Source organism: Enterococcus sp. 3H8_DIV0648 (assembly GCF_002140655.1).
GTDB classification, from domain to species: domain Bacteria; phylum Bacillota; class Bacilli; order Lactobacillales; family Enterococcaceae; genus Enterococcus_A; species Enterococcus_A hulanensis.
Window position 1 is genome coordinate 1,306,623 of sequence record NZ_NGLG01000001.1, and the last position, 1,559, is coordinate 1,308,181.

Annotated in this window: 2 protein-coding genes; both read left to right on the forward strand. The window is 41.8% G+C overall.

All coding sequences use genetic code 11. The features are described from left to right. Positions 1 to 171 precede the first annotated feature (171 nt). Complete coding sequence (locus A5875_RS05980) at positions 172 to 924, forward strand: threonine/serine exporter family protein (protein ID WP_088932758.1); 753 nt, start codon at positions 172 to 174, stop codon at positions 922 to 924. 28 nt (positions 925 to 952) lie between these two features. Further along, entirely contained in the window at positions 953 to 1,402 is a 450-nt protein-coding gene (locus tag A5875_RS05985; RefSeq protein WP_088932759.1) for a threonine/serine exporter family protein, read from the forward strand. Positions 1,403 to 1,559: the final 157 nt, after the last annotated feature.

Here is a 1,559-nt window from a genome sequence, read left to right on the forward strand (position 1 = left end):
ATTGACAGCTCTTGTGTTTCTTTAAAGCACAAATAGGATCGGCCAAATAAAATTTTGCTGTTACTTTATTATACTTTCTCAAAGCGTCAGTGACAATCCTTATTCTTTTTCTTGTTTAATTTATTTATTTTCTCTACTATAGTATAGGAATAGAAAAAGGAGGTTCACTTGATGGAGCAGCAAAATTACGCACAACTCGTTTTAAATACATGTTTAAAAGCCGGAAAGATCATGATGGAGTCCGGTTCTGAAGTCTATCGGGTGGAAGATACGATGAAGCGGATCGCGATTAATGCCGGCCTGGATGATATCCAGACTTATGTGACGGCTACTGGCGTGATCGTCGGCTTCCCTTCTGAGCAAAGCAGTCAGGTGATCCAGATCACGCCGCAGGCAATCAATCTGGAAAAAGTGACTGCGGTTAACCAAGGCTCGCGGCAATTCGCAGATGGTGAGCTTTCCTTGCCTGATTTTTATCTTTATTTAGAAGAAGTGGATGATGCCACGCCGGACTTTCCTTATTTATGGAAAATTATTTCTGCTGGGATCGTCAGCAGTACCTTGATGATTATCTTAAACGGCACTTGGTTTGACTTTATTCCGACATTTATTATTGGGATGATCGGTTTTAGCGTGCACACCTTTTTTGGCAAGAAGCTGAATATGAAATTCTTAAATGATTTTGTGGCGGCACTGGTGATCGGAAGTTTGTCGTTGCTGGCTGTTTCCCTATCAGTGGCTCATGAGGTGAATAGTTTGATCATTGGATCGATCATGCCCCTCGTTCCCGGTCTTGCAATTACAAATGCGTTTCGCGATATTATGGCGGGACATTTGATCAGTGGGGTTGCTCGCGGCACCGAAGCGCTGTTTATCGCTGGTGCGATCGGCGGCGGGATCATCGTCGCTTTTAATTTCTTTTAAATAGAAGAATCAAACTTGGAGGTTGCTCATGAATTTTATTGTCAATTTTTTATTTAGTATGTTTAGCACGATCGCCTTCAGTATCATCACCAATATTCCTCGACGCGCATTTTTAGCCTGCGGATTTACCGGGGCTGCCGGTTGGATGACCTTTTGGATCTTACAAACATACTTTCATCAAAACATCGGCATCGCCAATTTCTTGGGAGCATTAATGATTGGACTTATTAGTATTCTTTTTTCAAAGACCATGCATATGCCGGTGATCGTTTTTAACGTACCGAGTCTGGTACCTTTAGTTCCTGGCGGCCCCGCTTATATGGCCGTGCGCCACATGATGAATCAGGAATTTACCGAATCCATGGAAAAAGTCGTCACAGTTCTAGTGACTGCCGGTGCCATCGCGATCGGCTTCATGTTCACGAACTTGATCGAACGGGCGCTTAAAAAAACCCGTTTAAATTTTCGACCCAAATAAACTCGCTAAAAACAGGAGATTCCTTCCTGTTTTTATTTGTTTACAGTTCAAGGATGTAAGCGCAGTCACTAAATATCTAAAAAAATATAAAGTTTCACACGAAATTTACAAATTACAACCTCAGACCTATGCATTTTGTGAATTAATCCTATATACT

Coding starts and splice junctions, on each gene's coding strand:
- A5875_RS05980 (WP_088932758.1), top strand. CDS start 172: ATGGAGCAGCAAAATTACGCACAACTCGTTTTAAATACATGTTTAAAA.
- A5875_RS05985 (WP_088932759.1), top strand. CDS start 953: ATGAATTTTATTGTCAATTTTTTATTTAGTATGTTTAGCACGATCGCC.